At 60.1% G+C, this 18,956-nt stretch carries 14 protein-coding genes; 10 read left to right on the forward strand and 4 right to left on the reverse strand.

All coding sequences use genetic code 11. From position 1 onward, the window contains the following. Window positions 1-12: 12 nt before the first annotated feature. The gene (locus GOW04_RS17170) at window positions 13-5,439 is read right to left on the reverse strand and encodes an alpha-2-macroglobulin family protein (protein ID WP_171233396.1); all 5,427 of its coding nucleotides are present in this window, start codon (window positions 5,437-5,439) and stop codon (window positions 13-15) included. Window positions 5,440-5,555: 116 nt separating this feature from the next. Between GOW04_RS17170 and GOW04_RS17175 the strand changes: the two genes are divergently transcribed. Next, window positions 5,556-7,814, forward strand: coding sequence for a response regulator (locus GOW04_RS17175; protein WP_171233397.1), 2,259 nt, complete (start codon window positions 5,556-5,558; stop codon window positions 7,812-7,814). A 90-nt stretch (window positions 7,815-7,904) separates the two neighbouring features. Here the strand turns inward: GOW04_RS17175 and yaaA are convergent, their stop codons facing one another. From yaaA to GOW04_RS17190, 3 genes are all read right to left on the reverse strand, one after another. After that, the gene (gene yaaA / locus GOW04_RS17180; RefSeq protein WP_171233398.1) at window positions 7,905-8,675 is read right to left on the reverse strand and encodes a peroxide stress protein YaaA; all 771 of its coding nucleotides are present in this window, start codon (window positions 8,673-8,675) and stop codon (window positions 7,905-7,907) included. 33 nt (window positions 8,676-8,708) lie between these two features. Then, window positions 8,709-10,748 (reverse strand): DNA helicase RecQ, encoded by a 2,040-nt coding sequence (recQ, locus tag GOW04_RS17185; protein WP_171233399.1) that lies wholly within the window; start codon window positions 10,746-10,748, stop codon window positions 8,709-8,711. 76 nt (window positions 10,749-10,824) lie between these two features. After that, entirely contained in the window at window positions 10,825-11,112 is a 288-nt protein-coding gene (locus GOW04_RS17190) for a YggT family protein (protein ID WP_005980077.1), read from the reverse strand. A gap of 128 nt (window positions 11,113-11,240) precedes the next feature. Here GOW04_RS17190 and GOW04_RS17195 point away from each other — a divergent pair, with 128 nt between their 5' ends. The 9 genes from GOW04_RS17195 to idi all read left to right on the forward strand — a co-directional run bounded on the left by GOW04_RS17195 (window position 11,241) and on the right by idi (window position 18,924). After that, window positions 11,241-12,608 (forward strand): MFS transporter, encoded by a 1,368-nt coding sequence (locus tag GOW04_RS17195; RefSeq protein ID WP_171233400.1) that lies wholly within the window; start codon window positions 11,241-11,243, stop codon window positions 12,606-12,608. Beyond that, window positions 12,605-13,468 (forward strand): penicillin-insensitive murein endopeptidase, encoded by an 864-nt coding sequence (mepA, locus tag GOW04_RS17200; protein ID WP_171233401.1) that lies wholly within the window; start codon window positions 12,605-12,607, stop codon window positions 13,466-13,468. Before GOW04_RS17195 ends, mepA begins: the two co-directional genes overlap by 4 nt. Further along, the gene (locus GOW04_RS17205; protein WP_171233402.1) at window positions 13,441-14,325 is read left to right on the forward strand and encodes an esterase-like activity of phytase family protein; all 885 of its coding nucleotides are present in this window, start codon (window positions 13,441-13,443) and stop codon (window positions 14,323-14,325) included. The genes mepA and GOW04_RS17205 overlap by 28 nt, the downstream gene beginning before the upstream one ends. 91 nt (window positions 14,326-14,416) lie before the next feature. After that, the gene (locus GOW04_RS17210) at window positions 14,417-15,064 is read left to right on the forward strand and encodes a queuosine precursor transporter (RefSeq protein ID WP_152459453.1); all 648 of its coding nucleotides are present in this window, start codon (window positions 14,417-14,419) and stop codon (window positions 15,062-15,064) included. Between the two features lie 263 nt (window positions 15,065-15,327). Further along, entirely contained in the window at window positions 15,328-15,747 is a 420-nt protein-coding gene (arfB, locus tag GOW04_RS17215; RefSeq protein ID WP_171229972.1) for an alternative ribosome rescue aminoacyl-tRNA hydrolase ArfB, read from the forward strand. A gap of 60 nt (window positions 15,748-15,807) precedes the next feature. Beyond that, on the forward strand, window positions 15,808-16,554 hold the full coding sequence (locus GOW04_RS17220; RefSeq protein WP_171233403.1) for an SDR family oxidoreductase: 747 nt from the start codon (window positions 15,808-15,810) through the stop codon (window positions 16,552-16,554). An 82-nt stretch (window positions 16,555-16,636) separates the two neighbouring features. Next, window positions 16,637-17,653 carry a P1 family peptidase gene (locus tag GOW04_RS17225; protein ID WP_171233404.1) on the forward strand — a complete coding sequence of 339 codons (1,017 nt, stop codon included), beginning with the start codon at window positions 16,637-16,639 and terminating at the stop codon, window positions 17,651-17,653. 113 nt (window positions 17,654-17,766) lie between these two features. After that, window positions 17,767-18,180, forward strand: a complete 414-nt coding sequence (locus GOW04_RS17230) for a cytochrome c family protein (RefSeq protein ID WP_171172089.1) — start codon at window positions 17,767-17,769, stop codon at window positions 18,178-18,180. A 201-nt stretch (window positions 18,181-18,381) separates the two neighbouring features. Further along, window positions 18,382-18,924, forward strand: coding sequence for an isopentenyl-diphosphate Delta-isomerase (idi, locus tag GOW04_RS17235; protein ID WP_171233405.1), 543 nt, complete (start codon window positions 18,382-18,384; stop codon window positions 18,922-18,924). The last annotated feature ends 32 nt before the right edge of the window (window positions 18,925-18,956 follow it).

Below are 18,956 nucleotides of genomic sequence, written 5' to 3' on the forward strand. Positions count from 1 at the left end.
GCGCAAGGCCGGTCACTGGATCTCGACCTGTCCGGTAGATGTCCGCGCCCGGTTCCGCGGGCGGTACATGTCCTCGACCGAGGCCGCCGGATGATGGAAGACGCCAGGTTTCACGGCGCGCGCCACGTAGGCCAGCGTCACGGTTTCACGACCGGATAAATCAACGGCGGCCAGGAATCGGTCCGAGCGGAACTCGGTATGGGTGGCGTCGGACAGATCCAGCCAGTCCAGCGATCGGACATCGCCCGAGCGCAGCAGGCTTGGGTTATCAATCTCGATCCCGGCGGCCAGTGGATCGTTCACCATCAGCCGCGCGCCGCCGTTTTCGAACGGTGTTATTTGCAATACGGTGACGAACCGATCACCCACGGCAAAGCTGTCTGAATCGATCAGATCACCATCCATCGAGTAATACCGCCGTTCGATTGCATAGCCGGTGCCGCCTGCCTCGGGAGGAACCTCAGGGATGCCTGTGACCGTCAAGGTGATATCCGTCGCCTGATCGTCGGCGGCCGTGACGTTGATCTCGTCCGCCTGTCCGGATTGCAGAACTTTCACGAACGGACCGGGAACCGGCGCCCCGTTGACCATCAAGCCCGATCCCGTTGGGTCAGACACAAGCGCGTGCGCCGCCAGCAATGACCACGTGGCCTCCTGAGTGGACAGCGGCGTGCGGCCCGTGCTCACCCATTGGATCAAAGCATCGCGGTCAATCGCCTCGCTGCCCGCGTCCACTGCAAGGCTCAACAAGCCCGCTGCATCCCGAAGTTGGGTGCCGTAGTCAGCGCGCCAGACGTTCTGTTGCTGGTTCTGTTGCCGATCCAGCATCCGCGCGGCACGGTTGAACATCGCATCCGCGCGGGTCTGGTCGCCGTAAGAGGCCAGAGCTGCGCCCAATTGCGCCGCCGCCAGAGGGGTGTCGAAGGCATCCCCTTTGACATCCGCGTAATAGCGCAGATCGCCCATCGATGCCGCGCCTTCCCGCGCAAGAACCATCAGGGCATAGGCGATGTCCTGACCGCCTTCGTCGAAATCAGGCGCGTAATTGACCCTGTTCCGAAGATTGTCCATCGCCTGAGCAAACGCCCGGTCCGGCACGGGATGCCCCTGAATGCGGGCACGGGACAGGAAATCGGTCACATAGGCGTCCAGCCAGAAATCCCCGCTGTCTGCGCGCCACAGGCCAAAGGCGCCGTTTGCGGCCTGACGGGTCAGGATACTGCGGATCGAATCGGCGATGCGTTGATCCACAACCGGGCCATCCCCCAGCCCCGTGGCTTGCGCAACGGATGACAGGTACAGCAACGGCAGCGCTTTGCTGGTGATCTGTTCGGTGCAGCCATAGGGGTAATGGTTCAGCTGATCCAGCAGACCGGGCGTGTCGAATTTGGCCAACGCTCCGGCGGACAGGATGGCCTTGGCCGAACCCGGCTGGAACCCGTCAAACACATCCTGCGAAAACAGGAAGCTATCGCCTGCGCCCAAGGCAAAACGCCGCGTCTGTGCAATCACCGGATCATTGGCCCGCACCGGCATTCGCAGGGTTTGCGACAGGTCGCGCCCATCAGGTGTGGTGATCGATACGCTGATTTCAGGATCGCCGATGGCGCTGGCCGTGATCGGGATCTCGAAAACCGCCTTGCCACCGTCCTCCAGCACAAAGCCGGCCGGTGCCGCGCCCAGTTCCAAACCATCGGAGGCGGTCAGGCCAAGTGCCATTTCTCCGGATGTGCCATCCGCATGGACGATCTCAAGACGCATCCGGCTTTGATCGCCCGGGGCAAGGAAGCGCGGAAGGCTGGCAGTGACGACCACCGGGTCGCGGACGATCATTTCAGCTTCGGCCTGACCGACGGCTTTGCGCGACCACGCGACGGCCATCAGCCGGACGGTTCCGTTGAAGGCGGGAAGGGGAATGTCGATCTCAACCTCTCCATCCGCGCCGATCTCGACCGGGCCACTGAACACGGCCATCAGGTCTTGTGTCGGTGGCGGAGACTGGCGACGCATCCCGCTGTCATTGTCGCCGCCCGAGCGCACTGTGCCCATGGCTCCGTTCATGCCGTCGATTAGCCGCCCGTAGACATCCCGCAGATCAACACCCAGACGGCGCTGCCCGAAATAGTATCCTTGCGGGTCCGGGCTTTTGAACCCGGTGAGGTTCAGAATGCCCACGTCGACGGCGGCCAGCGTCAGCCAGACCGGTTCGTCGTCCACGGTATTTTCGACCCTGATACGGGCTTTTTGCGTCTGACGCGGTGCAGTGACCTCGGGCACATCGACAATTACGGAAAGTCTGCGGTCCCCTGGATCGATGCTGGCATGGGCCACGCCCATCGCCCGCGCGGGGTTCCGACCGGCTGCAACATCCATTGGGCGGATCACGGTTGCGGTGACATAAGCCCCGGCGCCCCAATCCTGGGTCACCTCAATAGGGATCAGAGTTTCCCCTTCGGGCACCTCCACGATCTGGCGATGGATCAGACGGTTCGAAAGGACTTCGATCTGAGCGACACCGGCCATGCGGGGCACGATCCGCAACTGCGCCGTATCCCCGATGCGATAACTGTCGCGATCCAACGACATTTCAAGCCGGTCCGGCGTGGTCGATGCATCGGCGGCCTGATACCAGTCCGCATAGAAATCGACGGCGGTTTCGGAATATGTTCCGTCAACTCGCTGCACCACCAGTTCATAGCGCCCCCATTCCACCGGTTGGGTCAGCATCAGAGGGTCAGAGGAGACGTCTACCTCGCCGGTGGCGACACGACTGCGGCGCGTTGTCGGTTCCCAGTTCCAGTCGCCGTGAAGCTGGTACCACTGATAGCGCGTTTCTATCTTGTTCAGCGTCCAGCGGAGACGCATAGGAATGGGCGTCAGCTCAGGAGACAGGCCAACGATCTCGAACGCAGCCTCGGTGCCTTCCGGGATGACTTCGTCGAACAGGGGTTTGACACCAATAACAGGGTGCGGCGGCAGGACGGGCGCGGTCAGGCGACGCTCGACCGGGCGGCCCGAGCCGTCGGCCAGCCGGGCGATGATTTCGGCCTCGATTGGCTTTCCTTCGGTCTCTAACACAGGGATTTTGACTGCTACGGTCGCGTGCCCCGTCGCGTCTGTGCGCATGTCTCCGAAATATGTGCTCCTGATCGAGGTTTCTGCATCATAGCGGCCAAAGCGATATCCGTCGTAGCCTGGGACCGTGTTCGCCGGGCGTGCGATGACCTGCCCGTCAATGCTCAGGTCCGACCCCGGCGCTCCAAACAGATAGCGCGCGTCGATCGCGAGCGGTGGACTGTCGCCGGGGCGCAAGGGTGCGTCGGGCAGGGTCAGTTCGAAATCGATACGCTCGGGCAGGAAATCCTCGACAAGAACGGTCTGACGCGCCAGCGCATCGCCCTTGGGATCGGATTTGATTTCAATCTTCCATGCGCCGCGCGGTACGTCTGCGGCCACGGGCAGGGCAAAGACATGGCCCCCGGCAACACCGCCATCCGAGACAGACCGGCGGTATTCCACCCCGTCCGGGCGATACAGGATCGCCGTCAGAGGCAGGCCCTCGATGGCCTGCGCCTTGCCATCGCGGGACAGGGCGGTGACATGGATTACTTCGCCGGCCCTATAGGCACCTCGGTCGGTGGTCAGAAAGACATCGACCGGCCCCGCCGGTGCGCGCCCTTCAACGCCGCGATCCGACAGGTCAAAGGCAGGATCGGTCAGCGAGAGAAAGCTGAAATCCCTATCATCGATTGCCGCCGTCACCAGAGCAGGCGCGCTGGCCCCTTTGCCGCGTGTCAGGCCCGGATCGAACCTAACATAGCCGGTTTCATCGGTCTGTGCCGATGCGATGACAGCATTCGCCCCTGAGACCAGCGAAACTTCGACACCCTCGCGCGGTGCCGCATCGCTTAGCCCGCGCACGGTCACGTGCAGCCCGTCAGTGCCCAAGGCGGTGCTGATCCCCAGATCAGAAAGCACAAACCATTGCGTTGCGCCGGGATCGTCATAGGGATCGGCCCCCGGAACCCGGGCGGTCAATGCATAGATACCCGCAGGTTGATCCGAGATCGCTTCAGCCATGGGAAGACGTGCCGTCATGGTTTGGTTCAACTGGTTTGAAACCTCGGCAGTACCCGTCCAGATGTCCTGGGCAATCTGGTCCGAGAATTCTTCCTCCTGCCATTCGCTGAGCGGGCGGCCGAAAAAGTCCTGTTGCACGGCCCGCAACAGGTTCCGGTCGCTGACCCGCCGCAGGGTCAGGTCAAGTTCGGTGACATTGACCGTTTCGACGGGCAAGGCCGCGTCGGCAGATTTCGGAAGGACATAGCTGCGCCCGGGAAACCGAACCGAAGGCGTCCGGTCGCGTACATAATGGGTCAGTTCGATGCTGCGATTCAGTGCTTCGCCCGAGGCGGCAGGCAAGCCTTCGCGCAATGTCAGGCGATAACGCTGGCCATGCGCGACCCCATCGACGCAAAGCTGGCTGTCCTCGGCCTGCACGACCAGCCCATCGGCGTCACGTTGAACGAAGGGATTATAGTCGACCCCGGCCTTGACCAGCGATTCCGAGAATTCGATACAGATCCTGGGTGTTGCCGCATCGCTTTCGACCGAGCTGTCGACCACGCGGAAACCGTATTTGCCGATCGCTTTGTCCAATGCGGACAGCACGTCTTCGCGCGGCTGCACTTGCTCGGCCAGCCGAAGAACGGGAATCATGTCGCGCCCGCGCTCAACCTCTTCCAGGGCTTCCGCAAGGGTCATCAGGGCAGCGATCTGGGTGCCGCGGGTTTCGGCGCGCAGATAGCCATTGATCGCCGCATTCAGCGCGCGGTTGCGCAGGTCGCGCCGCTCGTTCCAACCCGAAGGGTTCATGGCCAGCAGCAGGCGCGCATATTCCACCCAAAGATCCGCGCTGTCGCTGAGCGATACGGCGACACCGGTCCACTGCATCGCTTGTGCGACACTGCCCGCGTCGCGCGCCGCATCCAGTACGGCCCGCAGATCATACCCCCCTGCCGGGTGCAGGAATCCCAGATCACGGGCTTGTTTTCTTGCGTGCCCCAGATCGTCAGAACTCAGGACGCTCAGCGCTTGTGCGCGCGTTTTTCCCAAGGTTAGGGTCTGTTCGCTGCTTGGCACCTTTTGCGCGGACAATGCGCCTTGATACGCCTCTTGTCGGTTCACGCCACTTTTGGGAAAGCAGGCATCGGATCGAGTGTTGTAGGTGAACGCCGTACATTGCGCGTTGGCCGAGCAGGCCTGAATACAGGACTTCAGATCGGTGTCAAACAACGGATCCAGATCCGACCCGTAAAAATCCGTGTCCCGAGAGGTGACATAGCGGAACTCGGGCACCGCAATCTGCGCCAGAACGGCAGTGGGAAGGATCAGAAGGCAAATTGTGTAAGTTATTGAAATAAAAACAAAGCGGTGCATCGTGCTCTCCTCTTTGCGCTCAACCTTGCATGGCGCGCGCCTGTAGCGCAACGGCTTAAGTAGTTTTTCATTCTCTGTCGCGATGCTGAGATCCGAACGTCCCGGAATCGATCAAAATGAGTCTTGCAAACAAACTGGCACAGGAACGGCGTGCGCGTCTGGCAGCCGAACGAATGCTTGCCTTGAAACAGGCCGAACTTTCGGCCGCCAATCGCAAACTGGGCCAACACGCCATGGCGTTGACCAGGCGCATTGGTGAAACTCAGGCCGAAGTTGAAACTGTTCGCGGCGAAAACGAAAAGGTCAAATCCGATCTCACCGTCGCTCATGCCAAGATCGAGATTGCCGAACGCCGCCTCTGGCATTCGATCCAGACCATTCAAGACGGGTTTGCATTCTTTGACGGCGACAGCAGGCTCATCAGCGCAAACGCTGCATATCTCAGCGTGTTTGAAGGGCTGGATGAGGTGGTGCCAGGGATTTCCTACCAGCGCATTCTGCAATTGCTGACCACCGAAGGAATTGTCGATACCGGTGACGAAACTGCCGAGGAATGGCAGGCCAGAATGCAGGCACGCTGGAATCGGGCCAATCCACCTCCGATCGTCATGCAACTGTGGAACGGTCACTACATCCGCCTGATCGATCAGCGTGGCAGCGGCGGTGACGTGGTCAGCCTGGCGCTCAACATCACCGCCTCGGTCCGGCACGAAACAGAACTGAAGGCTGCCCGCGAACGGGCGGAAGCAGCCAACAGGGCCAAATCAGCCTTTCTCGCCAATATGAGCCATGAAATCCGCACGCCGATGAATGGTATCGTGGGTATGGCCGAACTGCTTGATGAATCTCCGCTGGACGAAGAACAGCGGCTCTATGTCAACACGATCCGCAATTCGGGTGAGGCATTGTTGGTCATCATCAACGACGTGCTTGATTACTCCAAGATCGAGGCAGACAAACTTGTTCTGCACCCTGAACCCTTCGATCTGGAGCGCTGCATTCTTGAAATCGCGATGCTGTTGCAGCCAAGCGTGCGTGACAAGGGGCTCACGTTGCTTGTGGATTACGACCTGTTCCTGCCCACCCTTTTCGTGGGCGATCCGGGCCGAATACGGCAGGTTCTGACCAATCTGGTCGGCAACGCAGTCAAATTCACCACGGAAGGGCATGTCCTGGTCCGTGTGACAGGCGTTCCGCATGCCCAGGCTCAGACATGCGACATCCATGTTGCCATCGAAGATACCGGCATCGGTATCGATGCGGACAAGATCAACCACGTTTTTGGTGAGTTCAATCAGGTCGAAGATGAACGCAATCGTCAATTTGAAGGTACCGGGTTGGGTCTTGCGATCACCAGGCGCCTGATCACCATGATGGGCGGTTCAGTCTGGGTCGAAAGCGAACCGGGTCGGGGATCCTGTTTCGGGTTCAGGGTGTCGCTGCCCACGGCAGAAGGCCCACAGCCCGAGCCTCCGAAACTGGCGGATTGCGTGAAACACGTCATGGTGGTCGAGGATCTGGCCGTAAACCGGGCCATTCTGGCGAAACAACTTGGCCGTTTGGGGGCCGAAGTGACGGTTTGCGCATCAGGGGCCGAGGCGCTGGCAGAAATGCATGACGCGATTGAACTTGTCCTGTGCGATCATGATCTGCCGGATATGGATGGCTTGGATCTTGCCGTCACCCTCAAAGACCGTGGGTGGGGCGACGCCTCGGTCATCGTGATGTCTGCAAATCCATCTCTGATCCACACGCACCCAGCCCGCGAACTGATCGACGGTGTGTTGCAGAAGCCGATCCCCAGGGCCGAGTTGTATTCCAGGCTCGTGGCTCTCAAGGACATCCCGCCGCCAGAACGTCGTTCGACGCAGCGAAAACCCGTCTCTGACGGCGAAGAAACCAAGGTCTTGGAATCAAGGCGCATGAAGGTACTTGCGGCCGAGGACAATCTTACCAACCAGCTGATCCTGAAAAAGATGGTCAAAGACCTGCATATAGATCTGCGATTTGCGTCCAATGGAATAGAAGCCGTCGAGATCTTTCAGGAATTTGACCCGGACTTGATCTTCATGGACATATCGATGCCAAAAATGGACGGCAAACAGGCCACTGCTGAAATCCGCAGGCTTGAGGTCGAAACAGGGCGTCATGTCCCGATCGTCGCCTTGACGGCTCATGCAATGGCCGGTGACGATCAGGGCATCCTGTCCGCGGGGTTGGATCACTACATGACGAAACCACTGCGCAAAAACCACATTCATCAAATGATCCTGCAAAACCAACCGGAGGGCGTAAGCGAAGTCATGGACAATCACCTCGCCCAGAAACATGCACCCATGTGTGACCGCAAACAGGATCCCACTTCATCTGGCTGAAAATATCCCGGGGAGCGCGAGGGGCTGGCCCCTCGCCCGGACCCACGGCCCAAAATCGTGGAAGGAAGTATCTATCAGGCTGTCAGGGTCTCAGGCCGAATAAGGTCGAACAAAGACAGGTTTATCCTTTTCCGACAGGTCAGCACGATACGCGTAACCGCCCGTATCGAAATCCAGCAGGGCATCGGGGTCGGTCAGGCGGTGCTGAATGACATATCGCGCCATTGCACCACGCGCCTTTTTGGCAAAGAAACTCACGATTTTCGGAGTGCCGTTTTTGTCTTCCATGAACACTGGCGAGATGACGCGCAATTTCAGCGCGTTCGGGTCCACGGCGCCGAAATACTCCTGACTGGCGCAGTTGATCAGAACGTCGCTGCCGATGATGTTGCCTTGTGCATTCAGAGCTTTGCTCAGCTGGTCGCGCCAAAACTCGTAAAGGTTTTTGCCGCGCCGTGTTTTCAGCTTGCTGCCCATCTCCAGCCTGTAGGGCTGTATCGCATCGAGTGGCCGCAAGACACCATAGAGACCTGATAGGATGCGCAGATGATCCTGTGCCCATGCCAGTTCGTCAGGATCGAGCGAAGCTGCTTCCAGACCCTGATAGGTGTCCCCCGCAAAGGCCAGCGCGGCAGGGCGCGTTGCATCAGCGTCTGGCATGTCGGAAAAAGCACGATAGCGATCGCGGTTCAGGCGCGCCAGATCATCGCTCAGACCCATCAGCTTTTTCAGATCGCCAAGGGTCAGATTGCGCGCGGTTTTGGACAGTCTGATCGCATCATCCTGAAAATCGGGCTGTGTGACTTCAACGTCCCGCTCTGTCCAGTCCAGCCGTTTGGCCGGGGAAATCACTACCAGCATACCTGCCCTCTTTCCTTACCTGTCCCGGCGTATCTAGCCCGCCTCACGCAGCACGTCCAGAAAGGCGGTGCCAAACCTTTCGTGACGCCGGTCGCCCAGCACCTGTTCAAGCCCGCGCAGGTCATCCGGGCGCATCTGTGCCACCTTTGCCAGTTGCGAGGCCGAGCAGGTCAGAGGCTTGTCTATCCCGTCGGGACCGCGGGACAATTGAGACTGTACTTCCAGCAAGCGGTCAAAGATGTCGCCCTGATCGCGACCGGCCAGCTTGCGGCGCGCCGGGTGCAACGCCTGGGCCTCGCCCGCGATCACTTCAAGGAAGGTGTCGCCATACCGTTCCAGCTTCTTGGCGCCGACGCCGCCAATCCGGGCCATCTCGTCCAGCGTCATGGGGCGCTTTTCCGCCATTTCGATCAGGGTGCGATCCGGAAAAATGACATAGGCCGGGACCCGGGCGGATTCTGCCAAAGCGCGTCTTTTGGCCTTGAGAGCCGACAGCAAGGGCGCATCTTCATCGGACACCATGGCTTTCACGGCGGGGCGACGGGTTGCCTTGCGCAGGGCGTCCTTGCGCAGATTGATCTTTGCCTCGCCCTTGAGAATAGGTTTGGCGGCCTCGGTCATGCGCAAGGCCCCGTGGCGTTCGGGGTCGGGGCGCACCAGATCGTGCCCCATCATCTGGCGGAATATCGCCTGCCATTGCGCGCGCGACCAGTCCTTGCCGATGCCCCAGGTGGACAGGCCATCATGACGACGGGCGCGGATCTTGTCGGTCTCGTTCCCCAGAAGGATGTCGATCAGATGACCGCTGCCAAACCATTCCTCGGTGCGAAGAATCGCGGACAAGGCCATTCGGACGGGTGTTGTTCCATCAAATACTTCGGGCGGTGTATCGCACAGGTCGCATTTGCCGCAGGGTGCGGCCTGTTCCCCGAAATAACCCAGCAGGGTCTGGCGGCGGCAGTGCAGCGCCTCGGCCAACCCCAGCAGCGCGTTCAACCGCGCATGATCCGCCATGCGGCGTTCGGGTGGCGCCAGCCCCTCGTCAATCTGGGATCGCCGCAAACGTATATCGTCGGGGCCGAACAGGGTCAGGGTCTCGGCCGGCCCGCCATCGCGGCCGGCGCGGCCGATCTCCTGGTAATAAGCCTCGATCGATTTCGGCAGGTCCGCATGGGCGACCCAGCGAATGTCGAGCTTGTCGATGCCCATGCCAAAAGCCACGGTGGCCACCACGATCAGCCCGTCCTCGCGCGCGAAACGGGTTTCGACGATGCGGCGGTCCTCGGCCTCCATCCCGCCGTGATAGTGGCAGGCGCTGTGGCCCTGTTCGCGCAGCGCCTGCGCCAGAACTTCGGTCTTGTTGCGGGTGCCGCAATAAATGATGCCCGACTGGCCTCGGCGGGCGTCCGCGAAATCCAGGATCTGCCTGCGCGGGCTGTCCTTGGCGGCAAAGGCCAGGTGGATATTCGGCCGGTCGAAGCCCCGCAGAAACTTGCGCGGGGGTGTGCCGTCGAACAGTTTCTCGACGATTTCGTCCTGGGTTTCCGCATCCGCCGTGGCGGTGAAGGCGGCCAAGGGCACGTTCAGCGCGCGCCGCAACTCTCCGATCCGTAAATAATCAGGGCGGAAATCATGGCCCCACTGGCTGACGCAATGGGCCTCGTCCACCGCGATCAGGCTGACATTGATCCGACGCAACACGCCCAGTGCCGACCCGGCGGCCAGCCGTTCGGGCGCCATGTAAAGCAGTTTCAGCCGCCCGGCTTCGAGCGCCGCCCACACGGCATCTGTTTCCTCGGGGGTGTTGCCCGAGGTCAGCGCGCCGGCTTCGACCCCGGCTTCTTGCAGCCCCCGCACCTGATCGCGCATCAGGGCGATCAGCGGCGAGATCACCACCGTGACCCCGTCGCGCAGCAGGGCAGGCAGTTGATAACACAGGGATTTGCCGCCGCCCGTGGGCATGATGGCCAGCACGTTCTGGCCGGCGGTTACGGCATCGACGATCTCTTCCTGCCCGGGGCGGAATTCATCAAATCCAAAGACATCTCGCAGCAGAGGCGCGGCGTCGAACATGTGCGTGGGTGCCCTGTTTCAAGATTTGACTGCTCTTGAAAGGACAATCACACAGTCGGAATCGGGGAACAAGAGGTCAGTAGAAATAGACCGCGTTGTTGATCAGGATGATCCGCAGCGCATAGACCCCGATCAGCACCACCAGCGGCGTCAGGTCCAGACCGCCCATGTTGGGCAGGATACGCCGGATCGGGCCATAAATAGGCTCTAAAAGGCGGTTCAGCCCGTACCAGATTTGCGCGACCAGTTGTTGGTGCAGGTTGAGCACCTGAAAGTTGATCAGCCAGCTCATGATCACATGGGCCAGGATGATGAACCAGACAATGTCCAGGATCAGCAGCAGGATTTGGATCAGCGACAGCATGGGTTCTCCGTATTCTAGTTGGCCGAGACCTAAGCACCATAGCGACAAAGAGCAAGTGTCTGGCACTCAACGCTTGCGATTTGAATTAAAGCCCAGTCATATAATCGCAACGATAAACAGGGGCAGAGATGGCAGAGATTTCCAAGCGCAGGCGCATCTGGGGCTGGTGGTTCTTTGACTGGGCCAGCCAGCCCTATCATACCCTTCTGGTCACCTTTGTCTTTGGCCCCTACTTCGCAGGCGTCGCCGCCGGGTATTTCACTACTGAAGGGCTGGATGCGCAGGCGGCTGCGGCGCGCGCGCAGACTGTTTGGGCGAACTGTCTGACGATCACTGGGTTGATCATCGCTTTTGGCGCGCCGCTGCTGGGGGCGATGGCGGATGTTTCGGGGCGGCGTATCCCGTGGATATTTGCCTTTTCGGTCATGTATGCGGTCGGGTCTGCGGCGCTTTGGTATACGATGCCCGATGGCTCGAACATGTGGCTGATGCTGTCGGCTTTTGGTTTCGGCTTCGTAGGTGCGGAATATGCGCTGATCTTCATCAACTCGCAGCTACCCGATCTGGGCGATGACAGCGAAGTGGGCGAGATCTCGGGCTCGGGCTTTGCCTTTGGCTATTTTGGAGGGCTGATTTCGCTGGCGATCATGCTGGCGCTGTTTGTGGAACAGCCAAACGGCAAAACCCTGATCGGCATGGTGCCCGCCTTTAGTCTGGATGCTGCCACCCGGGAAGGCACGCGTTTTGTCGGCCCATTTACGGCAATCTGGTTCATTCTGTTCATGGTGCCGTACTTCCTGTGGGTCCGCGATGATGCGGCGATAGACAGGAAAGGAAGCGTGGGAGAGGCGCTGCGCCTGTTGTCGAAATCAGTGTCTAACTTGCGCTATCGCGTCAGTCTGGCCAGTTACCTCGGTTCGTCCATGTTCTATCGCGACGCGCTGAACGGGCTGTACAGTTTTGGTGGTGTCTATGCGCGGCTGGTGTTGGAATGGGATCTGATCAAGATCGGAGTATTCGGGATCGTCAGCGTTCTCGCCTCGGCCGTTTTTGCGTGGATCGGGGGGAAGGCAGACAAGAAATACGGCCCGAAGCCGGTTATATTGGTGGCGATCTGGGTATTGATTTTTGTCTGCGTCACAGTGGTGTCGATGGACCGGACGCAGATCTACGGCATCGGCCTGCCTGACGGATCCAACCTGCCTGACCTCGTCTTCTTTGGCTGTGGTGTGCTGATCGGTGGCATGGGAGGCATTCTGCAATCGGCCAGCCGTTCGATGATGGTGCGCCACACCGACCCTGAAACCCCGGTCGAAAGCTTTGGTCTTTATGGTCTGTCGGGGCGCGCGACCGCTTTTGCGGCCCCGTTGTTGATCGGGATTGCAACAACCGCAACCGGCAGTGCGCGTCTGGGGGTGTCACCAATCATTCTGTTGTTTATTCTGGGTCTATTCCTGATGCGCTGGGTCAGACCTGAAGGGGATCAGAGCAGATGATTTTACTACGTTTTTTGGCACTATTGGTAATAACCGCGCTGGCGAATACGGCATCAGCGCAGCCCTTGGCAAAGCAATTGTTCGGGGCACAGAAGGTAAGCTCGCAACAAAAAGCAGCGGCGTTCGGCAGTTATTCGCGCGGATGTGCGGCCGGATCGGTTCAATTGCCCGAGACCGGGCCCACGTGGCAGGCAATGCGGCTGTCGCGCAATCGCAACTGGGGGCATCCCGAAGCGATCGATTACGTGCAGGACCTCAGCCGGTTCGCGGCGAAACAGCCGGGTTGGAACGGTCTCTATGTCGGGGATATCAGCCAGCCGCGGGGCGGGCCAATGACTTCGGGCCACCGCTCGCACCAGCTGGGGCTGGATATCGATATCTGGATGCTTCCGGGTGACAACATGCGCCTGTCGCGCAAGGCGCGCGAGAATATTTCGTCCATATCGCTGCGCCGCTCGAACGGTGCCTACGTCAACAGCAACTGGACCAAACAGCACCACGCGGTGCTGCGCGAAGCCGCCAAGGACAAGCGCGTGGCACGTATCTTCGTGTTCCCCGGGGCGAAGGTTCAGATGTGCAACGATGAAAAAGGCAACCGGGCCTACCTGCGCAAGATCAGGCCCTGGTGGGGGCATCACTACCACTTCCATGTGCGCCTGAAATGCCCAAGAGGATCAAAGGGATGCGTCAACCAGGATGCACCACCCAAGGGCGATGGCTGTGCCGAGGCGCAACAATGGGTGCGTAACATCCTGAACCCGCCGCCGCCAGACCCGAACGCGCCGGCGCCCAAGAAACGCCGGGAATATGTGCTGGCCGATTTGCCGAAACAATGCGCCTCAGTCTTGCAATCCAAGTAAGTGCGGCACTGTTTCTGGCCACGGCGGCCCCCGGAGTGGATGTAAAAACCGCCACACATCAAAGCAGTTTTGCATGGCGTGACAAGGCGGATTGGTTCGGTGGATTCTCCGCGCTGCACATTTCGGACAATGGGCAGCAGATGATGGCGCTGAGCGACCGGGCACGGTTGGTGACGGCGCGCATTGACCGTCTTGATGGCGAGATCACCGGCATTCGCATTCTGGGGCAATGGCCGGTTCTGTCCAGCAACGGGCATCTCATGTCCGGCGGCGTTGGCGATTCCGAGGGGATTGCGGCGGCTCCTGACGGTGGATTCTATATCTCATTCGAAGGGGTGCACCGCGTCGCCCATTACCCCGCACCGGGCACGAAGGCGCGTGTATTGCCACGCCCGCAGGCATTTCAGCATCTCGCCGACAACGGGTCCTTTGAAGGTCTGGCCATCGACAGGCGCGGGCGGCTGTATACGCTGCCGGAAACGAACCGCACCTCGGACGGAGATATTCCCGTCTATCGCTGGAATGGCCAAACCTGGTCGACCCCATTTGTTCTGCCCCAGCGTGGTTGGTTCAAACCGGTTGCCGCTGATTTCGGTCCTGATGGGCGGTTCTACGTGTTGGAGCGAAACCTCACGGCAATCGGATTTCGCTCGCGCCTGCGGCGATGGGATCTGACAGGCGACGTGCCAAACGCCGAGGAAACCCTGTTCGAAACCGGAACCGGCGCGCATGACAACCTCGAAGGCTTGTCGATCTGGCGGGATGATCGGGGACGTTTGCGGGCCACGATGATCTCGGATGACAACTTTCTGGCACTGCAACGGACCGAGTTGGTCGAGTATCTGCTGCCCGATTGACACGCGGCAGATGAAGGTCTAAACGCACAGCCTGCCTTGGGACGGTCCCTTGGCCAAGTCGCCGCTACCTTGTCAAAACGGGCATCAAAAAATGCAACGCAACTTTATTCCCGGCATTCTTGCCATGGCCGCCATCGTCGTGGCCTCGAACATCCTGGTCCAGTTCCTGATCTTTGATGGCCTGTTGACCTGGGGTGCCTTCACCTATCCGTTGGCCTTTCTGGTCACTGACATCATGAACCGCGTCTACGGTGTGGGCCCTGCCCGCAAGGTTGTTTTCGCGGGCTTCGTCACCGGGGTGATCTGCTCGCTGATCGGCAGCCAGATCATGCTTCAGGGCGACGGGTTCACCTATGCCGCCGTGCCGCTGCGCATCGCCGTCGCCTCGGGCACTGCGTTCCTGATCGCGCAGCTGACCGACGTCACCGTGTTCAACGCCATGCGCGGTGGTCAATGGTGGCGGGCGCCGCTGGTCTCGACCCTGGTTGGTTCAGCGCTGGATACCGCGATCTTCTTCACCATCGCCTTCTCGGCCTCGGTCACCTTCTTTGGTGCCGATGCAGATGCGGCCATCAATTGGGCGTGGGAGCCCGTGCCCTTCATGCTGTCGGGCCCCGAGGCGCCGCTGTGGGTGACGCTGGCCTTTGCCGACTGGTTGGTGAAACTGTCGCTGGCCCTGATCGCGCTGATCCCGTTCAAGGTGATCGTTGCACGACTGACCGCTGCACAGCCTGCGTAAAAAAGTGCTTTGAGAATGGCGCATCTTGTGTCACGCTTCTTTTCAACCGCAACAGATAGAAAAGGAGGTGATCCAGTGTCGAGAAAGAGATTGGAGAGAGGTGTCGGAACAACCGGGGGGACCGCCTGCTAGGGCAGCCCTTGGCCGAGCGCACGCTCCGGCTGGTCGATTGATCTAACCGACCCGACCTCCTGAACTTTCGAAGGGCCGTCCCTCCGGGGCGGCCCTTTCTGTTTTTACCCGCTCCAGCTATGGTCTTGCCCATGTTGCGCATCTCTGACGATATCACTCTGCAAGACTGGGAAATGACCGAAAGCTTCATGCGTTCATCCGGTCCAGGTGGGCAGAATGTGAACAAGGTCTCGACCGCGGTCGAGCTGAGGTTCGAGGCCGCGCGCTCACCCTCGCTGCCCGATCCGGTCAAGGCGCGGCTGAAACGGCTGGCCGGGCGCCGATGGACCAAGGATGGCGCGATCATCATTCAATGCGAAGAAACACGTTCCCAAGCCCGCAACAGGGAAATTGCGCGAACAAGGCTGGCCGAGCTGATCGGCAAGGCGCTGGTCAAACCCAAGCGGCGCATCGCGACGAAACCCACCTATGGTTCGGTCAAACGCAGGCTTGCGGCGAAAAAGGCGCGGGGCGACGTCAAGGCGCTGCGCGGCAAGGTGTCCGAAGATTGATCTGGCATCTCGTCCGGGCGTTGATAGTCTGGCCTGCAAAAGGTGCAGGAGAGTAACACCATGAGGCTGGAGGGAAAAACCGCAATCGTCACTGGTGGTGCATCCGGGTTTGGTGCGGGGATCGTTAGGAAGTTCCTGGCCGAGGGTGCGCGTGTCATGATCGCTGACATCAATGGCGATGCTGCGCATGAACTCGCAACCCAGCTTGGGTCCAAGGCGGTTGCCCAGCAGGTCGATGTAGGCGAGGGCGCTTCGGTTCAGAAGATGGCGGATGCGGCTTTCTCAACCTTCGGCCATCTGGACATCCTTGTGAACAACGCCGGTGTGACCCACTTGCCGGCGCCGCTGGAGGAGGTCAGCGAGGCGGATTTCGACCGTGTTTTCAACGTGAACATGAAATCCATCTATCTGACCGCCCGCGCATTGGTTCCACCTATGAAGGCGCGCGGGGCGGGTTCAGTACTGAACGTTGCTTCAACCGCGGGCCTGTCACCGCGCCCGAACCTGAACTGGTACAACGCTTCCAAGGGCTGGATGATCACCGCAACCAAAACGATGGCGGTCGAGCTCGCCCCGTCCGGCGTGCGGGTGAACGCGATCTGCCCGGTTGCCGGGGAAACGCCGCTATTGAAATCCTTCATGGGCGAGGATACGCCCGAAATCCGTGCCAAATTCCTGTCGACCATCCCGTTGGGCCGCTTTTCAACCCCTGAAGACATGGCCAATGCCGCCTGTTTCCTGTGTTCGGACGAGGCCAGCATGATCACCGGCGCCGCGCTCGAGGTGGACGGAGGCCGATGCATCTGATCCGTTCTTCATCTGGCCAAAAATATCCCCGCCGGAGGCAGCGCGCGCCAGCGCGCTTTCCCGCTCGACCACCGAGGCTTGCATGATCCCCGGACCCAGAAACCTGATCACGGATGTCCCCGGCCTGAAGGTCGGCAACGCACAGAACGCAACTTTGAAATCAGGCGTCACCGTCCTGACCGGCGCGCAACCACTCCGCGCCTCGGTGCACGTGATGGGTGGCGCACCCGGCACACGCGAGACAGATTTGCTGGCCGCCGACAAGACCGTTGACCAGGTGGATGCGATCGTGCTTTCGGGCGGGTCGGCCTTCGGGCTGGATGCCTGTTCGGGCGTCATGGATGCGCTGCATGCCCTGGGCCGCGGGTTCAAGGTGGGTTCCGCCGTGGTGCCGATCGTGCCCGGGGCAATCCTGTTCGACCTGCTGAATGGCGGCGACAAGGCGTGGCACGAGAATCCCTATCGCGCCTTGGGCCGCGCGGCGTTCGAATCCGCGTCGGACCGATTCGAACTCGGAACTGCAGGTGCAGGAACCGGGGCTTTGACCGCGATGCACAAAGGCGGGTTGGGTTCGGCCTCGGTTGTTTTGGACAGTGGTGTTACCGTTGGCGCATTGGTTGCGGTCAATCCGCTGGGCAGTGTCACCACGCCGGGTGACAGGCATTTCTGGGCAGCCCCCTTTGAAGTGGACGGCGAGTTCGGTGGGTTGGGGCCTGATCCCAATGCCGGACTTGGCCAACCAACGGTCAGTCGCAAGGCGCAGGTGATGCAGTCCGCGAACCCGGACAAGGCCAATACCACGATTGCCATCGTTGCGACGGATGTGGCCCTGACCAAACCGCAATGTCAGAGACTGGCCGTTGCCGCCCATGACGGTATTGCCCGCGCCATTGTACCCGCCCACACGCCGGGGGATGGTGATCTGGTATTCGGGGTCAGCACGGGCGCGCGGAGTGTCACCACCGACACCGAACCAGGTGTCATCGGGCATGCGGCCTCGCTGTGCCTGGCGCGAGCTATTGCGCGCGCCGTGTATCAGGCGACTCCGGCCGCGGGCGATCTGTTGCCTTGCTGGTCCGAGGTACATGACAAAAGTTAAGGACATCCTATTTGTCGCAGTGGCACATTAAGCGCGCGCGGCAATCTGCGCGTTGACTCTTTTTTGCGCCGACGGTCCATTCGGTGCAGCCAATTTCTATCGGAGCAAAAGCTATGAATCGCATCCTCGCTACCGCAATCGTCGGCCTTCTGGCCCTTCCTGCTTATGCTGAAGGTGACGCTGAGGCGGGCAAGAAAACCTTCAACAAATGCAAGTCCTGCCACATGATCGCCGACCCGGCAGGCGAAGTGATCGTCAAAGGTGGCAAGACCGGCCCCAACCTCTATGGAATCGCGGGCCGCACCGCTGGTACCGTTGAGGGTTTCAAATACGGAGACAGCATCGTTGCCGCCGGTGAGAAGGGTCTGGTCTGGGACGAAACTACTTTTGTCGAGTATGCTCAGGACCCCAAGGCATTTTTGAAAACCTATCTGGATGACACATCCGCCAAATCGAAAATGACCTTCAAGCTGAAAAAGGGCGCCGAAGACGTCTATGCCTATATCGCAAGCGTGTCGGGTGAATAACACCTGATACTGTGCACCACTGCACAAGGACCAAAGGCCGCAGCCCCTGCGGCCTTTGGTGCGATTGATAACAATGTGGAACAGCCGCACTTTAAAGTCAGACGGCGGATTGCCAAGCAACGCCGCAAAGCCAAGCCGATCCGGCAACAGCAATAATCAAAATCAGGGCTCGTCAGGCGGATTGGCAGCAGGAGAGGACAGATGGGTATCATGATCCCAGCTTGGGTCGATGGTGAGTTGACCCCTGTAGACAAGCTTGAAGTTCACGAGAAGGGGCTCAAGCACAAGGCTGTGTCGGTTTTTGTCGTACGGGGGACCGAGATCCTGTTACAGCGTCGCGCATTGGGCAAGTACCACACGCCCGGCCTTTGGGCGAACACCTGCTGCACGCATCCCGATTGGGACGAAAGCTCGTCCACCTGTGCCGTGCGCCGCCTGCGTGAAGAGCTTGGGATCACAGGTCTGTATCCCGAATACCGACACCGGCTGGAATATCACGCCGATGTCGGCAACAGCATGGTGGAAAACGAGGTTGTCGACGTCTTTCTGGCCCATGTCCGCGGCCAGCTGAAAATCGCGCCCAACCCGGATGAAGTCATGGATATCCGTTGGATCGACTATCACGATCTGTTGGCCGAGGTGAAACGCCACCCGGACCGGTTTACGCCCTGGTTGAAGATATATCTTCACAACCACGCGGACACGATTTTTGGCCCGGATCTGATCATTTCTGCCAAATCATGACCTCGGCTGGAAATCCGTGCCTTGCAAGGGCG

The sequence above is a fragment of the Ruegeria sp. HKCCA4812 genome, assembly GCF_013034245.1.
Classification (GTDB): Bacteria; Pseudomonadota; Alphaproteobacteria; order Rhodobacterales; family Rhodobacteraceae; genus Ruegeria.